The sequence below is a fragment of the Streptomyces sp. T028 genome (assembly GCF_048159505.1).
In the GTDB taxonomy this organism is placed as follows: Bacteria; Actinomycetota; Actinomycetes; order Streptomycetales; family Streptomycetaceae; genus Streptomyces.
On record NZ_JBLRVZ010000028.1, the window covers coordinates 45429 to 63968 of the forward strand.

At 73.7% G+C, this 18540-nt stretch carries 11 protein-coding genes; 8 read left to right on the forward strand and 3 right to left on the reverse strand.

Annotation, left to right across the window (positions count from 1 at the left end; genetic code table 11):
• Nucleotides 1–45 precede the first annotated feature (45 nt).
• The 3 genes from ACLZN2_RS26455 to ACLZN2_RS26465 form a co-directional block, all read right to left on the reverse strand.
• Nucleotides 46–1032, reverse strand: a complete 987-nt coding sequence (locus tag ACLZN2_RS26455) for an aldo/keto reductase (RefSeq protein WP_416981574.1) — start codon at nucleotides 1030–1032, stop codon at nucleotides 46–48.
• 70 nt (nucleotides 1033–1102) lie between these two features.
• Complete coding sequence (locus ACLZN2_RS26460; protein WP_416981576.1) at nucleotides 1103–1870, reverse strand: thioesterase II family protein; 768 nt, start codon at nucleotides 1868–1870, stop codon at nucleotides 1103–1105.
• An 11-nt stretch (nucleotides 1871–1881) separates the two neighbouring features.
• A complete protein-coding gene (locus tag ACLZN2_RS26465; protein WP_416981578.1) occupies nucleotides 1882–3159 on the reverse strand; it encodes a cytochrome P450 in 1278 nt (425 codons plus the stop codon).
• A 409-nt stretch (nucleotides 3160–3568) separates the two neighbouring features.
• Here ACLZN2_RS26465 and ACLZN2_RS26470 point away from each other — a divergent pair, with 409 nt between their 5' ends.
• From ACLZN2_RS26470 to ACLZN2_RS26505, 8 genes are all read left to right on the forward strand, one after another.
• On the forward strand, nucleotides 3569–5158 hold the full coding sequence (locus ACLZN2_RS26470) for a condensation domain-containing protein (protein WP_416981580.1): 1590 nt from the start codon (nucleotides 3569–3571) through the stop codon (nucleotides 5156–5158).
• Complete coding sequence (locus ACLZN2_RS26475; protein WP_416981581.1) at nucleotides 5158–9144, forward strand: AMP-binding protein; 3987 nt, start codon at nucleotides 5158–5160, stop codon at nucleotides 9142–9144. Before ACLZN2_RS26470 ends, ACLZN2_RS26475 begins: the two co-directional genes overlap by 1 nt.
• Nucleotides 9141–10232 (forward strand): cytochrome P450, encoded by a 1092-nt coding sequence (locus tag ACLZN2_RS26480; RefSeq protein WP_416981582.1) that lies wholly within the window; start codon nucleotides 9141–9143, stop codon nucleotides 10230–10232. Before ACLZN2_RS26475 ends, ACLZN2_RS26480 begins: the two co-directional genes overlap by 4 nt.
• Before the next feature lie 2 nt (nucleotides 10233–10234).
• Complete coding sequence (locus tag ACLZN2_RS26485; RefSeq protein WP_416981583.1) at nucleotides 10235–14176, forward strand: type I polyketide synthase; 3942 nt, start codon at nucleotides 10235–10237, stop codon at nucleotides 14174–14176.
• Nucleotides 14169–15473, forward strand: a complete 1305-nt coding sequence (locus ACLZN2_RS26490; RefSeq protein ID WP_416981584.1) for an MFS transporter — start codon at nucleotides 14169–14171, stop codon at nucleotides 15471–15473. The genes ACLZN2_RS26485 and ACLZN2_RS26490 overlap by 8 nt, the downstream gene beginning before the upstream one ends.
• On the forward strand, nucleotides 15473–16882 hold the full coding sequence (locus ACLZN2_RS26495; RefSeq protein WP_416981585.1) for a cytochrome P450 family protein: 1410 nt from the start codon (nucleotides 15473–15475) through the stop codon (nucleotides 16880–16882). Before ACLZN2_RS26490 ends, ACLZN2_RS26495 begins: the two co-directional genes overlap by 1 nt.
• Nucleotides 16879–17595, forward strand: a complete 717-nt coding sequence (locus tag ACLZN2_RS26500) for a thioesterase II family protein (RefSeq protein ID WP_416981586.1) — start codon at nucleotides 16879–16881, stop codon at nucleotides 17593–17595. Before ACLZN2_RS26495 ends, ACLZN2_RS26500 begins: the two co-directional genes overlap by 4 nt.
• A gap of 118 nt (nucleotides 17596–17713) precedes the next feature.
• The gene (locus ACLZN2_RS26505; RefSeq protein ID WP_416981587.1) at nucleotides 17714–18538 is read left to right on the forward strand and encodes an SDR family oxidoreductase; all 825 of its coding nucleotides are present in this window, start codon (nucleotides 17714–17716) and stop codon (nucleotides 18536–18538) included.
• The last annotated feature ends 2 nt before the right edge of the window (nucleotides 18539–18540 follow it).

Here is an 18540-nt window from a genome sequence, read left to right on the forward strand (position 1 = left end):
CAGCCGTCAATCGGGAGGGATGCACCGACGCGGAAGGGGACGGTCTCAGTTCACGCCGTCCAGCTTCGCCCGCTGCTCCGCCGTGAGGTCCAGGTCGACCGCCGCCAGGCTGTCGTTCAGCTGGTCGACCGAGGAGGCGCCGACCAGCGGCAGGATCGGGATGTCGCCGCCGATCAGCCAGGACAGGACGACCTGGTTGACGCTCGCGCCGGTCTCCTCCGCCACCTCGCGCACCGCCCGGAGGCGCGGCTGGGTGCCGGCGTGCTCGAAGCCCGGGCCGAGCGGCTTGTCGTCGCGGACGTACGCCCCGGACAGCAGCGGGGAGTAGGCGACCTGGGTGAGGGAGGGGTTGGCCCGGACGTAGCTGAGCAGGTCGGCGCTGACCAGGCCCTGGTTGCCGTCGGGCGAGCGCAGGCTCGGGATGTCGGCGCGCTGGCGGAGGTAGCTGTGGTGGTGCTGGAGGACCTCGTAGCCGGGCAGGCCGGCCGCCCTGGCGAGGTTGCGGGCGGCCTCGATCCGCCAGGCCCAGTGGTTGCTGGCGCCGAGCAGACCGGCGACGCCGTCGGCGACGACCTCGCCGAAGCCCTGGACGGTCTCCTCCAGGGGGGTCTTCTCGTCCATGATGTGCGCGTACAGCAGGTGGATGCGCTCGATACCGAGGCGCTCCCTGCTGCGCTCGGCGGATTCCCGGATGGTTTTGGCCGAAAGTCCCTCGACGTCGAGGCTGAAACCGCTCGACGGGGCGTTCGGGCGGGCGCCGAGTTTCGTGGCGATGGTGATCTCGTCGCCGACGCCCCGGCTGCGGATCCAGCGGCCGAGCAGTTCCTCGCTTTCGCCGCCCTGGGTGCCGTGGACCCAGAAGGCATAGTTGTTGGACGTGTCGATGAAGGTGCCGCCCGCCTCGACGAAACGGTCGAGAACGGCGAAGGAGGTCGCTTCGTCGGTGACCGTACCGAAGAGCATGGAGCCGAGGCTCAGGACGCTCACCTCACGGCGGGTGGCCGGATCGCTGCCGATGACGCGGTATTTCATGAGAGTCCTCTTCGGGGATTCGGGTGCGACGAAACTCTTCGGCGATGAAACTTCTCGACGGCGGACGGAATCATGAATTCCGAGTAAACGCTTTCCGGCCGCCGGAGAGAGTGTGCGCGACGGTCTCCACGACGGCGTCGAGATGCGGCACCAGAAAGAAGTGGCCGCCGCCGAACTCGTGGAGGGCGAACGCGTCGGTGGTATGGGTGGCCCAGGCCCGGGCCATGGGGGCGTCCACGCGCGGATCGACGTCCCCGATGAACGCGGTGACGGGGCAGTCCAGCGGGGGCGCGCCCCGGTAACGGTACGTCTCCGTGGCGACGTAGTCGCTGCGTACCGCGGGCAGGATCGCCGCGAGCAGCTCGGGGTTCTCCAGCATCCGGCTGTCCGTGCCGCCCAGGAGCCTCATGTCGGCGATCAGCTTCTCGTCGCTCGCCAGGTGCACCGAGCCGGGCGCGGGGATCGAGGGCGCGCGCCGCCCGGACACGAACAGGGCGCTCGGACGGGCCCCGGCGGCGCGCAGCCGGCTGCCCACCTCGAACGCGAGCGTGGCGCCCATGCTGTGTCCGAACAGGGCGAACGGCTCCTCGGCCCACCCGGTGAGCTCGGCGGCGACGGTGTCGGCCAGCTCGTGCAGATCCTCGACGCAGGGCTCGTTGTACCGCTCCTGGCGCCCCGGATACTGCACGACCAGCACCTCGGCGCGCGGTGCGAGCCGCGCCGAGAACGGGTGGAAGAAGGAGGCGTTGCCACCGGCGTGCGGGAACACGAACAGCCGTACGGCGCCCGTCGCCGCGGGGTGGAACCGCCGTAGCCAGGGCGTGGCGGGCGCGCTCACGGTCACACCGCTCACCCCGCCCGGCCCGTGCCCGTCCGGACCCGGGCGGTGATCGGTACGTGCTTCCAGCCGGAGACGAAGTTGGAGGCGAGGCGTTCGGGTTTGCCGGCCGGCTGGAAGTCCTCGAAGCGGGTGAGGAGTTCCTCGAAGAGGATGCGCAGGGTGACCCGGGCGACGCTGTGCCCGATGCAGTAGTGCGGGCCGATGCCGAAGGCGATGTGCTTGTTGGGCCTGCGGCGGATGTCGAAGGTCGCCGCGTCGGGGAAGACGGTGTCGTCGCGGTTGGCGGAGCCGAGCCAGACGACCACCGCGTCACCCGCGCTGACCTTGGTGTTCCTGACCTCGACGTCCCGGGTGGCGTACCGCAGGAAGTGGTTGACGGGCGAGGCCCAGCGCAGCGCCTCCTCGGTGGCGGAGGTGGTGAGCTCGGGGTGCGCGGCCCAGTCCTGGAGGACGCCCTTGTCGATGAACTCCGCCATCACGTAGTTGGGGGAGTGCGGGGTGGTGACGTTCGCGCCGAGCAGCAGGCTGTAGCAGTTCGCGACGATCTCGCCGGGGTCCATGTGGCGGCCCTCGAACTCGGTGGAGATCAGCACGCTGAGCAGGTCGTCGCCGAGGTTCTGGCGGCGGAAGCGCATCAGGTCCTGGAAGTAGGCGAACAGATCGCGGTGGGCGCGCTCCAGAGTGGCGGCCTTGCCACCCGGGTCCTGGTACTCGGGGTCGTCGGCGGCGATACAGATCGTCGTCAGCCGGCTGAGCCAGGGCCAGTCCGCCTCGGGCAGGCCCATCATGGTGCCGGTCACGGACATCGGCATGGCCAGCATGGCCTCGGCGAAGTCGAAGGTGCCGCCGTCGGCGAGCGGGGCGATCAGATCCACGACCAGGGGTCTGATCATGTCCTTCTGCCGCTCGACGGCCTTCACGGCAAGGGCTTTCTTCAGCCGGGTCTGCATCTCGGTGTGGCGCGGCGGATCGGTGACGGCGAGCTGTTTGCCGCCGGCCGGGTCGTCGGTGCCGAGCAGATCGAGCATGGTGCCGCGCTCCGAGGTGAAGGTCTCGGTGTCGCGCAGGACGCGTTCGGCGTCGTGGAACCCGACGATGTTCCAGAACCCGCGCGTGTCGTCGACCTCCTGGCGGGTCAGGGTCTCCCGGTCCCTCATCCACCGCCATACGGCGTGCGCGTCGCCTCCGCCGTACAGCCAGGGGTCGACGAGATCGGCCGTCGCCCCCTGGTGCACGGGGCATCCGGAAATCGCTGCGTCGGGTATGGCGGCGTCATGGACTTTCAAGGGGTCGTCCTTTCGTCCGGTGAGGATGCCGCCGGACAACCTACACGACAGGTGTGGACTGAAGCTTAATTATTTGACGATCTGTTGACGGTGTTCGCGAGAGCGCAATGAATTGGACACGTTCAGGCTTGAATTGATTTTGCGCCATCTGGCCAAAAACTGGCGCACCTGCCTCGATCGCCAGGTCTGATGGGGTGCGACACGCCGGGAAACATGCCCGACAAGGAAAGCCTTGACATGTTCATCCTGGCCCGCCTACGGTAATTCAGCCATTCACCGGCGCTCGCCGTCGTGCCTTGATGGAAACGCCTTTTTGCTTTCCATTTGTTCGCGCACCGTTTTACCGCGTGTTATTCGCCATCAGTAAGCGGTTCCATTGTTCACATGAGTTTCGGGGGAATCTCTCGTGATGTCCGTTTGGTACCCGGCCACCCGTATGCAGCAGGGCCTGTGGGTCCTCGACCGCGACGAACTGCAGCGACCCACCCAACTCGTCCCGTCCGTCGTGGAGTTCACCGGCGACGTGGACCACGGATACCTCGTCGAGGCCACCCGGCTCACCATCGCCCGCCATCCGTCCCTACGGGCCCGTTTCCGCTTCGACCTCGGGCGGCGCCGGGTCGAGTACAGCACCGACGGCGAGCCGGGCGAGGCCCTCCTGCGCGACGCCGAGGCCGAGGGGCTCACCGGCGCCGAGGTCGACGCCTACGTACGGACGCTGTGCAGCACCCCGTTCGACCTCGCCGTCGACGCGCCCGCCCGGGCCGTCGTCGTACGGCTCGACGCCCGGCGCACCCTGCTGGTCCTCGTCTCCCACCACATCGTGGTCGACGGACTGTCGCGCACGATGCTCCTGGAGGAGATCTTCACCGTCTACCGGGCCCGGCTCGCCGGCACCGCCCCCGAACTGAGCGACCCGCCGCACCCCGCCTCGGTCGTCGCCGAGCGCCCGCCCGAGGAGATCGCCGCCCAGGTCGACGAGGTCGTCGAACGGCTCAAGGGCGCCCCCGTCGACGTACCCCTGCCCTTCGAACGCGGTACTGGCGACGACCTGGAGGCCGCCCGGCTCGGCGCCACCGTCACCACCCGCCTCGACGCCGACCGCACCGCGAAGGCCCTGGCGGCCGCCGCCGAAGAGGGCTGTACGACGTTCATGCTCGGCGTCGCCCTGCTCGCCGGCACCCTGGCCCGCGGCAGCGGACAGCGCGACTTCCTGATCGCCTTCGCCTGGCCGGGCCGCGACCACCCGGACGCCGGGGACGTCATCGGCATGTTCATCACCACCGTGGTGCTCCGCGTCTCCCTGGAGCCGGACACCAGCTGGCGGGAACTGCTGGGCAACGCCCGCGTCGCCGCCATGGAGGCGTTCATGGACGCCGACGTGCCACTGGACGCGCTCGCCGCACGGCTCAACCCCGACCGCACCCGCATCTGGCCGCCCCTCACCCCGGTCCTGCTCAACCTCGACGACGCACCCCACACCCCCGTGCTCGCTCCCGGCGTCACCGGCCGGCTGCGCCCGCTCGACCCCCTCTACGTCAAGTACGACCTCGCGGCGTTCGTCCGGATCGCGGACACCGCCGAAGGCCGGCAGCTGGAGCTCTCCCTCGACCACCCGACCGACGTCACCGACCGCTCCGCCGTGTCCGCCTTCCTGACGGAACTGCGGCGCGGCGCCGCGGACCTTGCCACCTCACCGGAGGAACCTGTGCTGGAACAGCCCGCCCGGACCATCGACCTGGACGACCCCGAGGAGCGGCTCGACCTCGTGCGGTCCGTCTGGCGCGAGGTCCTCGGCGTCGAGGACACCGCCGCCGCGGACGACCTCGACGACGACGTCAGCTTCTTCGAGTCCGGCGGCGACTCGCTGCTCCTCGTGGTCCTGGTGGAGCGCCTCAGCCAGGCCTCCGGGCGCACCCTGCGCACCATCGACCTGTTCCGCTCCGCCACCGTCAGCGGCCAGGCCGACCTCCTCGCCAAGCCCGCCGAGGCCCTCTGATGGCGCCGACCCGCGAAGCGCTGGCCGTCTCCGCCCTCGGCGGCGGGGTGGACCCGGCGAGCTTCGCCACGGAGACGTTCCTCTCCCTCGGCGGTGACTCGCTGCGGGCCATGCGCCTGGCCGCTCAGGCCCAGGAGCGGCTCGGCCTGCGCATCCCCGTGCTCGACCTCCTCGGCGGGCGCCCGCTCGCCGAGGTGCTCGCCGGGGCGCGGGTCGAACAACCCACCGGGACCGCTGGGACGGATGGGACGGCTGAGACGGCTGAGACGGCTGGGACCACCGAGACGGCCGACGGAACCACGCACCACGCCGACGACGGCGCCCTCTCGCCCGCCCAGCGCGGCATGTGGCTCATCGAGCGGGTGGCCGGCGGCTCGCCGTACAACCTCGTCTTCACCGCCCACGCCGAGGACGGCGGCCGGATCGACCGCGGCGCCCTCGCCAAGGCTCTCGCCGAGACCGCCGCCCGCCACGAGGGCCTGCGCACGGTCTTCCGGGAGAGCGCGGGCGACGGCGAGGACGACGTCGTACGAGAGGTGCTGGCCGCGCACACCCCGCAGCTGACGGAGATCGCGCACGAGGGGCCGGCCGAGGAGTTCCCCGCGTTCGTGCGCCGCGAGGGGGCCGAGCAGGGCCGCCGTCCGTTCGACCTGTCGGCGGCGCCCGCGTGGCGGCTGCTGCACTTCTCGCACCCCGAGGGCGGGGACGCGGTCGTGCTGGCCGCGCACCACATGGTCCTCGACGGCTGGGCGGTCGGGCTGCTGCTGCGCGAACTGTTCGACCGGCACGCCGCGCTCACCGGCACCGGCACCGGCACCGGCGCCGGCATCGGTACCGGGCCGGAGCCGGATGCCGAACAGGCGCCTTCCGTAGATGTGCTGACGAGCCGTCAGGAAGCCCTGCGTGTCCGTGGTGTGTGGGACACACAGGCCGAGTTCTGGAAGGGCCACCTCGACGGCGCGCCCACCACCCTCGAACTCCCCGCCGACCGGCAGCGCCCCGCCCTTCAGGACGCCTCCGGCGAACGCACCGGTCTCGACCTCGGGCCCGCCCTGTCCGCCGCCGTCACCGACCGGGCCCGCACGCTTGGCGTCACTCCGTACGCCTTCCTGCTCGGCGCCTTCGGCCTCGCCCTCGGCCGCCGCACCGGCACCCGCAGCCTGCTCGTCGGCGTGCCGCTGCTCGGCCGGCAGGGCAGCGAGCTGGAGCGGCTGATCGCCGTCGCGGGCAACCTCGTACCCGTCCGCGTCGACCTCGACGACGACGCGAGCCCCGCCGACTACCTGCGCTCCGTGCACACCTCGCTCGGACACAGCATCGACGCGGGCGACCTGCCCTTCGAGGAACTGGTCGCCCGGCTCGGCGTCGAACGCAGCCTCGGCTGCCATCCCCTGGTCCAGGTCTGCTTCGGCATGCACGACCAGCTGGTGCCGCCGACCCTCGACGCGGGCACCGCCCGTCTGCGCGTCGAGGAAGGGCACGGCGGCGGCTCCCAGTTCGACCTGACCCTGCTCATCGGGCACTCCGACCCCGCCTACGCGGGCCATGTCGAGTACGCCACCGCCGTGTGGACCGAGGCCGAGGCCCGCGCCTTCGTCGCCGACTTCCTGGCCGGCGTCGAGGAACTCGCCACCGGGGACGCGGCCCGTCTGGAGGACGTGCGCTGCGTCTCCGCCGAGGGCCGGGCCCGGCTCGCCGAACTCAACGACACCCGCACCGAGTTCCCCGACACCTCCCTCGACGCGCTGTTCCGCGCGGCCGCCGCCCGCACCCCGGACGCCGTCGCCGTACGCGACGCCTTCACGACCCTCACCTACGCCCAACTCGCCGACGCGGCCCGGGAACAGGCGCGGCTGCTGCGCGCCGCCGGGGTCCGCCCCGGGGACCGGGTGCTGGTCGGCGTCGAGCGCTCGGTCGCCGAGGCGGTCGCCGTGCTGGGCGTGCTGTGGGCGGGCGCCGCCTATGTGGGTGTCGAACAGAGCGCCACCGACGCCCACTTGGCGAGGATCGTGGCCCGCGCCGAACCGTCCGCCGCGCTCGTCGGCCCGCCCGACAGCGAGACGGCCGCCCGCTTCCGGAACCTCGGCCCCGAGCCGGTGGCGGTGTGGGACCCCACGTGGGAGCCCGCACCCGCCGCGGTCGGCGCTCCGGCGCCCGCGCCCGCGCTCGACGCGCCCGTGCCGACCGGCACGGCCGGCGGGGAGGCCGCCGTCCGCTTCCGGGGGCTCGGCGCGGAGCCGGTGGCGGTGTGGGAGCCCACGGGGGAGCCCGCGCCTGCCACGCCGGACGCGCCCGCGCTCGCCGCGCCCGCGGCCGACATGCCCGCGCCCGGCGCTCCGGCGCCCGCGCTCGCGCCTGGAGCGCCCGCACCCGCCGCGGCCGGCGCTCCGGCGCCCGCGCTCGACGCGCCCGTGCCGACCGGCCCGGCCGGCGGGGAGGCCGCCGGCCGCTTCCGGGGGCTCGGCGCGGAGCCGGTGGCGGTGTGGGAGCCCACGGGGGAGCCCGCGCCTGCCACGCCGGACGCGCCCGCGCCCGCCGCTCCGGCGCCCGCGCCATCGCCCGCCGCTCCGGAGTCGGCGCTCGGGGTTGTGGAGTCGGCCGCCGAGTTCCCCGAAGACCACGCCCCCGAGGACCCCTCCCGCCTCGCCTACGTCGCCTTCACCTCCGGTTCCACCGGGGAGCCCAAGGGCGTCGCCGTGCCGCACCGGGCCGTGATCCGGCTGGTGCACGAGGCCGGGTTCGTACGGCTCGGTCCGGGTGAGCGGATGCTGCGGCTGTCGCCGCTCGCCTTCGACGCGTCGACCCTCGAGGTGTGGGGCGCGCTGCTCACCGGTACCGCCCTGGAGGTGCACCCGGCCGGCCTCGCCTCCCCCACCGAACTGGGCGCGTTCCTGCGGGAGCGGGAGATCACCGTCGCCTGGCTGACCGCGGGCCTCTTCCGGCTCGTGGAGGAGTTCGCCCCGGACTCGCTCGGCGGACTCGGGCAGCTGCTGACCGGCGGTGACGTCGTCCCGCACGAGCACACCGCACGGGTCCTCACCCGTCACCCCGGTCTCGTCGTCACCAACGGCTACGGCCCCACCGAGAACACCACCTTCACCACCACCCACTCGGTCTCCTCGCCCGACGAGGTCGACGGCCCGCTGCCCATCGGCCGGCCCGTGCCCGGCACGCGCGTGTACGTCCTCGACGCCCGCCGCAGGCTGCTGCCGCCCGGCGCGGTCGGCGAGCTGTACGCGGCCGGCGCGGGCCTCGCCGACGGCTACCTCGGCGACCCGGACGAGACGGCCCGCTCCTTCGGGGAGTTCTCGCCCGACGTGCCCGAGCGGCTCTACCGCACCGGAGACGTCGTACGCCTCGACTCGCGCGGCCGGCTGTGCTTCCTCGGGCGCGCCGACGACCAGGTCAAACTGCGCGGCTACCGGGTCGAGCTGAGCGCCATCGCCGACGCGCTGACCGGCCACCCCGCCGTGCAGGACGCCGTCGTGCTGGTCACCGAGGGGGACAGCGCCGACAAGCGGCTGGTCGCCGCGGTGGTCCCGGTGGCGGGCGCCGCGCTCGCCGCCACCGACCTGCGCTCCCTGCTCCAGCGCAAGCTGCCCGCGTACATGGTCCCCACCCTGTGGACGATCGTGGACGGCATCCCGGTCACCGCGAACGGCAAGGTCGACCGGCGCGCCCTCGCCGCCTCCGCCGTCCCCGCCGGACAGGCCTCGCGGGCCGCCGCCGACCCGGACGCCGCCCCGACCGCCCTGACCGCTCGGATCGCCGGGCTGTTCGCCGAAGTGACGGAGAACGCCGAGGCCGGGGCCATCGACGCCGACACCGACTTCTTCATGGTGGGCGGCAACTCCCTCGGCGCCGTACGCCTCATGCGCAAGGTCAAGGAGCACCTCGGCACGACCGTCCGGCTCCGCGACTTCCTGCTCTCGCCGACCCCGGCGGGCCTGCGGGCGCTCGTCGAGAAGGAGGCCGGCGGCGCGTGAACGCCACACCCCCGCTCGTGTGGGACGAGGGTCTCGAATGCTGGGTGGTCGCCGATCCGCGGCTCGCCCGGCAGGTCCTCAACCACCCCGGCTTCACATCCGGGACGTTCGAGCGCTCCTTCCAGCTGTACATGACCGAGGCCGCTCGCGAGGAGTACCGCGAACTCACCGAGTTCCTGCGGCTGTGGTTCGTGCAGACCGACGCCCCCGAGCACACCGCGCTGCGCCGCCCCGTGCAGCGCGTGATGTCCGCCTCCTACGTCCGCTCCCTCGCCCCGCGCGTCGAGGAGATCACCGAGGAGTGCCTGGACGCGCTGGCCGCGAGCCCGCCGTACGACGTCGTCCCGGCCGTCGCCGACGGGATCTCCGGGAAGGTGATGGCGCACGTCGTCGGCGTCGCCGAACCGCCCGGGACCCTGCACCGCTGGGCGCGCACGCTGTCGCTGTTCATCGGCGCCATGTACCGCAAGGACCACGCCGCCGAGGCGCATCGCACGATGGTGGAGATGACCGAGGCGCTCTCCCGCGCCGACGCACCCAGGTCCTTCCCGCAGGAGACCCCCGAGGACCGGGCGCGCACCACCGCCACCTGGGCGATGAACCTCTTCGGCGGCCTGGAGACCACCTCCTCGCTGCTCGCCTCCACCGTCATGGACGTCCTCGGCGAGCCGGTCGTGTGGGACGCGGTGCGGGCGGGGCAGCCCGGCGCGGCGGAGGAGTTCGTCGAGCGCGTGCTCCGACGCCGCCCGCCGCTGCGGCATCTGGGCCGGGTCGTGGCGTACGACCAGGAGCTCGCCGGGGAGTCGATGCGCGAGGGCGACCTGGTGCTGGTGAGCCTCACGGGGGAGGGGCTGCTGGACGGGGCGGGCGGCAGCGCCTGCCCGGTCACCGGGGACCAGCACCTCATCTTCGGGTTCGGCCCGCACTACTGCGTGGGCGCGCCCCTGGCCCGGCTGGAGGCGGCCGTGCTGCTGCGCCGCTTCGCCGCCCGCTTCCCGGACGCGCGGCTCGCCGCGAAGTCCCCGGAGTGGGGCCCGAACCTGTCGTACGTGGGCCTCGACCACCTTTACGTCGAGCTGGGGGTGTGAGCGTGCCGAGCGCGGATCAGGGCGCGGTGGCGGTGGTGGGCATGGCCTGCCGGCTGCCCGGAGCCTCGGACGTGGAACGGTACTGGGCGCTGCTCGGCACCGGGGCCGACGGCATCAGCCGCCCCACGCCGGACGAGCTGATCGCGCGGGGCGCCGACCCGTCGTACGTCCGCCGGGAGAACTTCGTGCCCGCGATGGGCGTGATCGACGGATCCCGCCGGTTCGACCACGCTTACTTCTCCTACAGCCGCGCCGAGGCCGCCGCGACCGACCCGCAGCAGCGGGTGTTCCTGGAGTGCGCGGTCACCGCGTTCGACGACGCCGGACTCGACCCGACGCGCTTCCGGGGTCGGATCGGGGTGTACGCCGGTGCCGACCGCGTGGGCGACCACCTCGACCCCGACCTGGGCGAACTCGCCCGCTACATCGGCCGGGAGAAGGACTTCCTCGCCACCCGGGCCGCCTACAAACTCGGTCTGCGCGGCCCCGCGCTCACCGTGCAGACCGCCTGCTCCACCTCCCTCACCGCCACCCATCTCGCCGTGCGCGCCCTCGTCGGCGGCGAGTGCGACGCGGCGCTCGCCGGGGGCGTCACCGTGATGCCCGACGGCGAGTGGGGTTATCTGTACGAGCCCGGCGGCATCCTCTCGCCCGACGGGCGCTGCCGGCCCTTCGACGAGCAGGCGGCGGGCACCGTGCCCGGCGAGGGCGTCGCCGTGGTGGTGCTCAAGCGGCTCGCGGACGCGGTGCGCGACGGCGACCGGATCGCCGCCGTGATCACCGGCAGCGCCGTCAACAACGACGGCTCCGACAAGATGGCGTTCACCGCGCCCTCCCCGGCCGGGCAGAGCGAGGTGATCCGGGCCGCGCAGACCGTGGCCGGTGTGGACCCGGCCGACATCGACTACGTCGAGGCGCACGGCACCGCGACCCGGCTCGGCGACCCGGTGGAGGTGCAGGCCCTCGCCGACGTCTTCGGCACTCCCGTACCGGGCCGTGCGCGGTGCGCGCTCGGCGCCGTGAAGGGCCACATCGGGCACACCGGCGCCGCCTCCGGGGTCGCCGGGCTGATCAAGACCGCGCTGATGCTGGAGCACGGCCGGCTGATGCCCACCGCCCACTACACCCGGCCCAACCCGCTGCTGGAGCTGGACGGTTCGCCGTTCCGGATCGTGGACCGGGCCGAGCCGTGGGAACCGCGCCGGGGGGACGGGGCCCGGGTCGCCGCCGTCAGCTCCTTCGGCGTGGGCGGCACCAACGCCCATGTCGTCCTCACGTCCGCCCCTCGCCGGGCCCCGCTCCCGGACCGCCCGGGCCCGCGCCCGCTGCTGGTCTCGGCGGCGGCACCGCACGCCCTCGGGGAGCTGGCGGGGGCGCTCGCCGACCGGCTCGGCCCGGCACCGGCACCGGAACCGGACCCGGGGACGCCGACCGTCGCCCAGGTCTCCCGCACCCTCGCCGGACGGCGCGTGCACAAGCACCGGGCGGCCGTCGTGGCGTACGACGCGGAACAGGCGGCCCGGCTGCTGCGCTCGGTCGCCGGGCGTGAGGCCGCGCGGGAGGCCGGTGCCAAGCCGCGCAGGCTCGGCAGGGTCGCCTTCGTCCTGCCCGGCCAGGGCACCCTCCGGCACGCCGCCGGTGCCGCCGCGCACCGCGCGCTCCCCGGCTTCCGGGGCGCCTTCGACGTGATCGCCAAGCATGTGCGCGACGCCCACGGCATCGATCTGACGCCCGCCGTCGACGAGCACGCCGACACGCCCCCGGACTGGTTCGCCGACACCGTGCACCAGCAGCTCGCCCTGTTCGCCCTCGGGCACGCCTTCGGCACCCAGCTGAAGGAGTGGGGCATACGGCCCGCCGCCCTGCTCGGCAACAGCGTCGGCGAGTACGCGGCCGCATCCCTCGCCGGGGTCTGGTCCCCACAGGACGCCGCCGACGTGGTGCACCTCCGGGCCCGCGCCATGTGGGCCACCGCGCCCGGCCGCATGGTGAGCGTCACCGGGGACGCCCGTGAGATCGCGGCCCGGCTTTCCGCTGATGGAGCCGGCGGAGGGGTCACCGTCGCCGTCGAGGGTCCGGGCGCCGTCGTCCTGTCCGGTCCCGAGGCCGCCGTGACGGACCTTCTGGCGGGCCCCGCGCTGGCGGGCCTGCCGGTCACGCCGGTGCACACCCGGCGCGCCTTCCACTCGAAGGCCATGGAACCGGCAGCCGAGGCGGTGCGGACCCACCTGTCGTCGGTGCCCGCCCGCCCGCCCCGGCTGCCCTTGATCTCCAACACCACCGGCGACCGCGCCGACCCGGACCAGGTGGCCCGGCCCGACTACTGGGCCGCCCAGCTCCGCAGCCCCGTCCTGCTGGCCCGCGCCATGGAGACCCTGCTCGCCTCCGGCTGCACGACGTACGTCGAACTCGGGCCCGGCAGCTCGATGCTCGGCGGGCTGCGCCGCAGCGCCGGCTGGGACGCCGCCGCCTTCACCGCCGTACGCCTGACCGGGCGTCCCGACGAACCCGCCGAGGACGCGCTGCTGTCGGCGCTCGGCACCCTGTGGGAACTGGGCGCCGACCGCGCGCTGGGGGACGTACTGGAGTCGGCCGGGCCGGGGGCGGAGCGGGTGTCGCTGCCCGGGTACCGGTTCCAGGGGGAGGATCCCCGGGGGGAGCGGCACCTGACGGGGGCGCCCGCGCGCACCTCGGCGCCAGGGTCCACCGCAGCGCCCGCAGCGCCCGCAGCGCCCGCACGCACGCCGGGGCCGGCGCCTGCGCACGCACCGGCGCCTGCGCACGCACCGGCGCCAGGGACCGCCTCGGCGCCCGCGCGCATGCCGGCGCTCGCGCCGGCGCACATATCGGCGCCCGGTTCCACCTCGACGCCCGCGCCCGCACCGGCCCTCGTGCCCCCTTCAGCGCCCGCGCTCACACCGGCGCACGCCCCAGCCTCCGCGCCGGTCGCCTCCCACGGCCTCCGCGCCCTCCTCGCGGAGATCTGGTGCCGCACCCTCGGCGTCCCCGAAGCCCGTGACGAGGACGACTTCTTCGCACTCGGCGGTGAGTCCCTCATGGCCGTCGGCCTGATGTCCGCCGTCCGGGAACGCACCGGCCACACCACCGTGTCCGTCACCGACTTCTCCCGCCGGCCCACCTTCGGGCACCTCGTGGCGGCCGTCGCCGGTGGGGCCGCCGCCGAGGTGCCTTCGGTGCCCGGTGTCGCCACCCTCGCCGAGGGGCGGCCCGCAGAACGCCCCCTGTTCCTCGTCAGCGACGCCGTCGGCAACGCCCTCCCGTACCGCGCCCTCGCCACCTCCCTCGCCGCCGCCGGCTGCGCCCGGCCGGTGCTCGGTCTGGAGGACGCCGACGACCCCCGCGGCACCCCGCGCACGGTCGGCGCCCTCGCCGCGGCCCACCTCACGGCACTGCTGCGGGTCCGGCCCGAGGGGCCCTACACGCTCGGCGGCTGGTCGTACGGAGCCGTCGTCGCCCATGAGCTGGCCCGGCTGCTGATCCGGCGCGGCGAGCGCGTCGACGTCCTGCTGTGCCTGGACGGGTTCGTGCCCGACACGGCCGGACTTCCCGTCGCCCTCGCCCCCGACTTCCTGCGCGCCGGCCTGCGGCACCGGGCCGAGGCGGCGCTCGGCGTCGGCCCGCTCGGCCGGCGGCTGCGCGGGGAGCCGGAGCTGCGGCGGCGGTTCACGGCCCGGCAGACGGCCCTGCTGCGCCACCGTCCGCGCCCGCTGCCCTGCCGCGCCGTCCTCTTCAAGGCGGCCGAGGGCCTCGCGCCGGGCGGCCCCGAGCACCTGCGGACCCGGCTGGCCGGGCTGTACGGCGGCGGGCTGCGGGTGGAGCCGGTCCCCGGCGACCACTGGTCGATGCTCGCCGAGCCCCACGCCGGACCCCTGGCGGCCAGGCTCCTCGCGGTGCTGGACGAGAAACGGAGTGACCATGGCTGACGCGATCACCCAGGACGAGGCGCAGGCCCGGCCGCAGGAACCGAAACCCCTGCTGCGCAACGCCGACTTCCAGGCGCTGTGGACCAGTGAGGCGTTCGCCGCGCTGGCCAAGGAGACCGCCGAGGTCGCCTACCCGCTGCTGATCCTCGCCACCGGCGGCTCCGCGTTCTACGCCGGTGCCGTCGGCTCCGCGCAGCTGGTCACCGCGAGCCTGATGTCGATCCCCGGTGGCACCCTCGCCGACCGGGTCGACCGGCGGATGCTGCTGATCGTCTGCAACATGGTGCGGGTCGTGCTGCTCGGGCTGCTGGCGCTGCTCGTCTCCACCGGACACACCCACCCCGCCGTCATCCTTGCCGTGGCCGTCGGCTCGGCGGCCTGTCTCGGCGTCTCCAACCCGACCGGTCTCGCCGTCATCAAGCAACTGGTGCCGCCCTCGCAGCTGACCCAGGCCACCGCGCAGAACCAGGTCCGCTACTTCGCGGCCACCATGGGCGGGCCCCCGGCCGGCGGGTCGCTGTTCGCCGTCGCGCGCGCCTTCCCGTTCCTCACGGCGGCCCTGTCGTTCCTCGTGTCGTCCGCGCTGCTGCTGTTCATCCGCAAGCCGCTGAAGGTGGAGAACCCGGGGCCCGGCGAGAAGCGCAACGCCGCCGAGGGGTTCCGTTTCCTGGCCCGGCAGCCCGTCCTGCGGCTGCTGATCGTCTGGATCATGGGCTCGAACATGGCGTTCACCCACACGGGGGTCTTCCTCGCGCTGATCGCCACCGCCGAGAGCCGGGGCGCGTCCTCCACCTTCACCGGTCTGCTGCTGTCCATCGCCGGCATCGGCGGGGTGGTCGGCTCGCTCCTCGCGAGCCCGGTCATCAAGCGGGTGCCGCCGCCGGTGCTGTTCCTGACGGCCGCCTGGATCGGGCCGGTCGCGGCCGTGCTGCTCGCCAACGTCTCCGGGCTCGTCCCGCTGGGCGTCATCGTCGCCTGCGTCTTCCTGCGCGGGCCCATCACCAGCGCCCTGTTCCTCGCCTACCTGGCGGCCATGGCGCCCGACAGGACCCAGGGCCGGGTGCTGGGCGCCGTGATGTTCATGTCGATGGTGGCCGCGCCGCTCGGCGTGTTCGGCGTCGGCGCCCTCTTCGACCTGGCCGGACCCACCGCGGTCTTCACGGCCATGGGCATCGTCTCGGGCCTGGCCGCCCTGCCCACGCTCAGCCCCCGCATCCGCAAGCTCGCCCCGCCGGAGGAGTACGCCGTCGCCGACACGGCGGACGCGTCCGGTGCCCCGACCTCCAAGGAGACGTGATGCCCGCCGACACCACCCCGGCTCCCACAACCTCCCCGGCTCCCACAGCCTCCCCGGCTCCCACAGCCTCCCCGGCTCCCACAGCCTCCCCAGCTCCCGCGCCCCCTGTCTCCGGCCCCGCCCTCGCCGCGCTCGTCGGCGTCGTGGCCGGCGGCGGCGACCGCCTCCCCCCGGAGTTCTTCACCGACCCCGACCCCGCTCCCGGCGCCACCCACGCCGCCAACGCCCGCCTGCGCGCGACCGGTTGCCCGGTCCACGCCATCAACTACCCGCCCGGCGGGGACGCCTACGTGGTCTCCGAGTACGAGACCGCCCTCAAGGCCTTCGGCGACCCCCGGCTGTCCAAGTCCGTCGACAACGCGCCCGGCTGGTTCCGTGACCTTCTCAAGGACAGCAGCCCGGTCCTCATCCGCAACATGATCACCGCGGACGCGCCCGAGCACACCCGGCTGCGCCGCCTGGTCAGCCGTGCTTTCGTACCGCGCCGGATGGCCCTGCTGCGCCCCCGCATCCAGGAGATCACCGACGAGCTCATCGACGCGTTCCCCGAGTCGGGCGAGATCGACCTGATGGAGTTCGCGTTCACCCTGCCGATGCGGGTCATCTGCGAATTCCTCGGCGTCCCCATCGAGGACCGCCCCGATCTGCACGCCTGGGGCCACTGGCTGAGCGGCGCGCCCTTCGCGGACGAGGAGTCGAACCGGCAGCTGAAGGTCGCGAGCGACAGCATCGAGCGGTACCTGGTCGGGCTGCTCGACCGGCGCCGCGCCGAGGGCCTCGGCGACGACCTGGTCTCCATCCTGCTGCGCGCCGCCGACGAGGAGGACGTCTTCACCAACGACGAGCTCGTCTCCACCCTCGTCCTGCTGATCATCGCCGGCCACAAGACCACCGCCAACCTCATCGGCAACGGCTTCCAGGCCCTGTTCCGCTTCCCCGACCAGCTCGAACTCCTGCGCGCCGAGCCCGAGCTGGTCGAGTCGGCGGTCGAGGAGTTCCTCCGCTTCGAGCCGCCCGTCTACCGCGGCACCCTGCGCGTGGCCACCGAGGACATGGAACTCGGCGGCTGCCCCGTACCCCGCGAGGGCTTCGTCCACATCCTCATGGACTCCGCCAACCGCGACCCCGAGGCCTTCGAGGACCCCGACCGCCTCGACATCACCCGCGCCAACAACCGCCACTTCGCCTTCGGCCACGGCGCCCACTTCTGTGTCGGCGCCCCCCTCTCCCGCGTCGAGGGCTCGGTCGCCTTCCCGACCCTGCTGCGCCGCCTGCCCGGCCTCGAACTCGCCGTCCCGCACGACGAGCTGGAGTGGGTCTTCGACAACTCCACCAGCCGGGGCCTGAAGAAACTGCCGGTGCGCTACACGGCCCGGCTGGCCGCCGACACGGAGGAGACGAACCGATGACCCTTCGTACGACCCTGGTCTGCCTGCCCTTCGCGGGCGCGGGCGCCTCCTTCTTCCGCCCCTGGCAGCGCGTCGCGGGCGACCGCCTGACGATCCTGCCGCTCCAGCTCCCCGGCCGTGAACGCCGTATCGACGAGGACCCGTACACCGACACCCGTACGGCGACCGAGGGGCTCCACGGCGAACTGCGCGCCGCCCTCGACGCCGACCCGGAGCTGCCGCGCCGGATCGCCCTGTTCGGGCACAGCCTGGGCGCCGTCCTCGCCTACGAACTCGCCCACCGCCTCGTGGCGGAACCCGGTGGCCCCGAACTCGTCCGCCTCTTCGTCAGCGGCTCCCCGCAACCCGCCGAACAACGCGTCCGCCGGGCCACCGGCCTGCCCGACGACGCATTCCTCGCCCAGGTCAACGAGTTCGCCGGGTACACCCACGAGGCCCTCGACGACCCGGAGATGCGCGAGCTGATCCTGCCGACGCTCCGCGCCGACGTCGAGATGCACGAGACCTACACGCCGTCCACCGACCTGGCGCTGCCCGCCGCGCTCACCGTGCTGCGCGGCAGCCACGACGAACTCGTCAGCCGCGAGGAGGCGGCTGCCTGGGCGAAGGTCGCGGGCGCCGACTTCCGGTCCGTGGAGCTGTCCGGCGGCCACATGTACCTGACCGAGTCGGCGGCGGAACTGCTGGACGTCGTCACCGCCGACGTGCGCTGAGCCGAGAAGCCCACCGCGAAATCCACCGCGAATCCACCGCGAAATCCACTGAGCAATCCACTGAGAAGTCCACTGAGAAGTCCACTGAGAAGTCCACTGAGCCGAGGGGGAGCGGGTCATGCGTCTGACCGGGAAGACCGTCGTCGTCACCGGGGCGTCCCGGGGACTGGGGCGGGCCACGGCCGTGGCGTGCGCCGCCGAGGGCGCCGACCTGGCGCTCCTCGACCTGTGCGCCGACCTGCCCGGAGTGCCGTATCCGCTGGGCACCGAGGGCCAGTTGGAGCACACCGCCACGCTGTGCCGTGAGGCCGGCGCGGCGGTGCTCACCGCTCGCTGCGACGTCCGCGACCTGCGGTCCGTCGAGGAGGCGGTGGCGCTCGCCGAGGACCGGTTCGGCGCGCTCGACGGGGTCGTCAACAACGCGGGCATCGCGGCGCCCTCGGGCCGGCCCGCGCACGAGATCGGCGAGGAGGAGTGGGCGCTGATGATCGACGTCGACCTCTCCGGCGCCTGGCGGATGATCCGTACCGTCGGCAAGGCCATGAGCGCCCGCCGCTCGGGCAGCATCGTCAACATCGCCTCCACGGCGGGCCTGGTCGGCTACCGGCACTTCGCCGGGTACGTCGCCGCCAAGCACGGCCTGGTCGGACTCACCAAGGCGGCGGCGCTCGACTACGCGCCCCGCAAGGTGCGGGTCAACGCCGTCTGCCCCGGCTCGGTCCGTGACGACCCGGCCGCCGAGGGCCGGATGCTCGCCGAGATCGCCCGCGCCCTCGACGTACCGGTGAGCGAGCACGAGGAGGAGTTCGTCGCCGCGCAGCCGATGAACGCGCTGATCGAGCCGGGGGACGTGGCGGCGGCGGTCGTCTACCTCCTCTCGGACGACGCCCGGCAGGTCACCGGGACGACCCTGACGGTCGACGGCGGCTTCTCGGCCCGCTGATT

Excerpts from the sequence above, each read along its gene's own strand:
- ACLZN2_RS26500 (WP_416981586.1), top strand. The coding sequence starts at position 16,879 with ATGACCCTTCGTACGACCCTGGTCTGCCTGCCCTTCGCGGGCGCGGGC.
- ACLZN2_RS26495 (WP_416981585.1), top strand. The coding sequence starts at position 15,473 with ATGCCCGCCGACACCACCCCGGCTCCCACAACCTCCCCGGCTCCCACA.
- ACLZN2_RS26470 (WP_416981580.1), top strand. The coding sequence starts at position 3,569 with ATGTCCGTTTGGTACCCGGCCACCCGTATGCAGCAGGGCCTGTGGGTC.
- ACLZN2_RS26505 (WP_416981587.1), top strand. The coding sequence starts at position 17,714 with ATGCGTCTGACCGGGAAGACCGTCGTCGTCACCGGGGCGTCCCGGGGA.
- ACLZN2_RS26455 (WP_416981574.1), bottom strand. The coding sequence starts at position 1,032 with ATGAAATACCGCGTCATCGGCAGCGATCCGGCCACCCGCCGTGAGGTG.
- ACLZN2_RS26490 (WP_416981584.1), top strand. The coding sequence starts at position 14,169 with ATGGCTGACGCGATCACCCAGGACGAGGCGCAGGCCCGGCCGCAGGAA.
- ACLZN2_RS26475 (WP_416981581.1), top strand. The coding sequence starts at position 5,158 with ATGGCGCCGACCCGCGAAGCGCTGGCCGTCTCCGCCCTCGGCGGCGGG.